This window comes from Bradyrhizobium sp. (assembly GCF_049512235.1).
In the GTDB taxonomy this organism is placed as follows: domain Bacteria; phylum Pseudomonadota; class Alphaproteobacteria; order Rhizobiales; family Xanthobacteraceae; genus Bradyrhizobium.
Genome location: NZ_JBEKXH010000704.1, coordinates 1 through 2,652, shown reverse-complemented (window position 1 = coordinate 2,652; position 2,652 = coordinate 1). Strand labels below are relative to the sequence as shown.

The window sequence follows — 2,652 nt, the reverse complement described above, 5'->3', positions numbered from 1 at the left end:
CTAGCCTGGATTTCCACGGACCGGAATTCGCCTAACATTCCGCGGCGAGTAGCCGAAACGTGGCGCCGCTTCCGCTGACGTCAGGCCTTCCAGGTAGAAGGCCTGCAAGGCATCATACTGGCGCTGGCGAGGGGTCGCCGGTTCGGCGAAAAACGCCGGCAATTAGTTATGTCATATGGTACGCTGATCGGCACCTGTGCGCGGTGTCACATACAAGATCTGGCGTCAAGCAACGATTGCCGCACAGATCTTGCGCACGCACAAAAATCCTTATAGTATGCCGTTTAGTTCACTGTTGGTCGCGACGGCGTGCTGGATCACGTGTTGTGGAGATCATGCAAGTTACATCGCGCAACCTAACCCATCAGTGCACCATATATGATAACAAATGGACTCAAAATCCTGAGTCGAATGAATCACTTAGCCCTTGCCGGCGTTAGCCGAATTCCTTTCCGTGGAAATCCAGGCTAGCCAAAATGCTCGACCAGCAATTCGGTAAGAACCCGAACCTTTCGCGCCGGATGCGCGCCCGGCGGCCGCACAACGAAGATCCCCCCTCGGTAAGCGGGAACCGGGTCATCACAGGGACGAGCGCGCCGGAGGCGACGTAATGATCGGTAAGGAAGTCAGGCAGCTGCGCGATGCCGAGCCCGGCGACAGCCGCCGCGGCAAGCGCTGTACCGTTGTCGGCTTTGAAGCGCCCACGCGGATTGACGCCGATTGTCTTGCCGCCATCGACAAAATGCCAGGTCTCTGTTCCAAGCATGAGTGCCTCGTGGGAGAGGAGCTCGTCGGGTGTTTCGGGCGCGCCGTTCGCCCTGATGTAGTCGGGACTGGCGACGAGCTTGCCGAATACGGGGCCCACGCGGCGGGCGATCAAATTTGAATCGGCGAGGTATCCGATGCGCACGGCAGCGTCGAATCCTTCAGCGATTATGTCGATGAAACGATCGCTGTAGGATGTGTGGACCCCAAGGAGTGGATGCCTCTTGGCGAGTTCGGCGAGGACTGGAGCGAGGTGTGTTGGGCCGAATGAGAGCGGGGCCGCTATACGCAAACGCCCCCGTAGGTCACCAGCCGGCAGGATCGTTTCACGGGCGATCTCGAACTCTGCACAGATCCTGGCGGCATGCTCGCGGAAGGCGACGCCCGATTCCGTCAGCGCGGCGCCGCGAGTGGTGCGCGCAAGGAGTTGAATACCTAGTTCGCTCTCGAGGCGGAATAGCCTGCGGCTCACGATCGACTTTGACAGGCCGAGCCGGCGGGCTGCCGGCGATACGCCTCCCGCGTCGGCGACCTCAACAAAGGTCTGAATATCCTCAAGATCGAGCATTGTGTTCCGCTTTCCGCGACAGCGATGTCCGGATGGGATGCTAACTCAATCAGCACATGGAGCACTTCAGCGTGGGCGGGATCGAGCACGACCGCATCGGTCCATCGATCAGGCGTAGGCTGATCACGTCACCCGCAACTGTTCCTGATGCGCCGTCGCCAATTCGTGCATGCTGTTGAATTTGAAGTCGAGGTGCGGCATCTCGCCCGGATTCAGGGTGGCGCCAAAACCCTTTTGGGCGTGTCGCCGGTAGATCCAACAGGACTTCAGCCCGTGAGCGCTTGCCGGCTTGTGATCGTGGAAGATGCTTTCGGCGGTATGCAGGATCTTCTCCTTGTTCACGCCAATTCCTTCCAGCTTCTCGATCATGTAGTCGAAATTGCGGGCTGACGGCTTGTACGATCCGATGTCTTCCGCGGTGTAGATCGCATCGAACTCCACCTGCAGTCTGCGATTGCTCGCCTCGAAGCTTTCGTTGTCCACGTTGGAAAGGATGATGAGTTTGAAATACTTCTTCAGGTACTGCAGCGCTGCCGGAGAATCCTCGAATGCCGGCCAGTTCCCGACCGATCGGCCGTATTCGACGCAATCCTCGTGAGTCGCGTGGACACCCCACTCCTCGGCGAGGCGCTTGTAGACGATCGGCAACAAGTCCCGATACCGCTTCGCCGGCGTGTAATGCTGCTGGCTCGACTCGTGGCGCGCATGCGCCTCGAGAATCTGGTCGCGGTCAAGCGGCCGCTGCACCCGACCGGTGAGGCCCCTCAGGGCCTCGACCATCCCGCTCTCCCAATCGATCAGGGTGCCGTAGCAATCGAAGGTGAGTGCATCGAAATCCGTAAGCAACATGTCGATTTCTCCCCGTTTATAGCCACCTGCGCCAGGCAGACGGCAAATATGCGGGCTGGAAAGTGAAGTAGCTGGGCCTCATCACGAGGAAGCCGCTTCCGTGGAAGGGGGCTAGCCTCTGACACGTCCTCGTGACCAGCGAGCGCGCGCACGCACGCACGCACGCAGCCTGCCATGTTCTTGCTTTGGACGACACCGGATTCTTCTTGACCTTCCGGCGCGCGGACGGCAACTCGCCGGTGGTAATGACCACCAGCGAGAGCTGCCGTGAGCGATTGGTTCAGGCGGCGCGCGGTCAGGCCGCCTTTTTGGATTTCGCCACATGGCTGGCGATCGCATCCATCAGCGCCGGCGACAGGCAGTCATAGGGCTCGAGCCCCAACTCCTTGAGGCGAGCCCTGATCGCGGCCATCTCGGCGGCGTCGACGCCGGATTCGATCACCGAGGACACAAACGCCGCAAATCCCGGC

General features: G+C 60.1%; 1 protein-coding gene and 2 pseudogenes. All 3 read right to left on the bottom strand.

Translation table 11 applies throughout. The annotated features are described in order from the left end of the window. Nucleotides 1–467 precede the first annotated feature (467 nt). Nucleotides 468–1,333, bottom strand: a pseudogene (locus tag ABSG20_RS34190) (LysR family transcriptional regulator). Between the two features lie 123 nt (nt 1,334–1,456). After that, a complete protein-coding gene (locus tag ABSG20_RS34185; protein ID WP_423868850.1) occupies nt 1,457–2,182 on the bottom strand; it encodes a haloacid dehalogenase type II in 726 nt (241 codons plus the stop codon). A 295-nt stretch (nt 2,183–2,477) separates the two neighbouring features. Beyond that, a pseudogene (locus ABSG20_RS34180) lies at nt 2,478–2,652 on the bottom strand (S-(hydroxymethyl)glutathione synthase); the annotation flags it as partial.

Bases quoted from the DNA above. Each gene is read 5' to 3' on its own strand.
- ABSG20_RS34185 (WP_423868850.1), bottom strand. From the start codon at position 2,182: ATGTTGCTTACGGATTTCGATGCACTCACCTTCGATTGCTACGGCACC.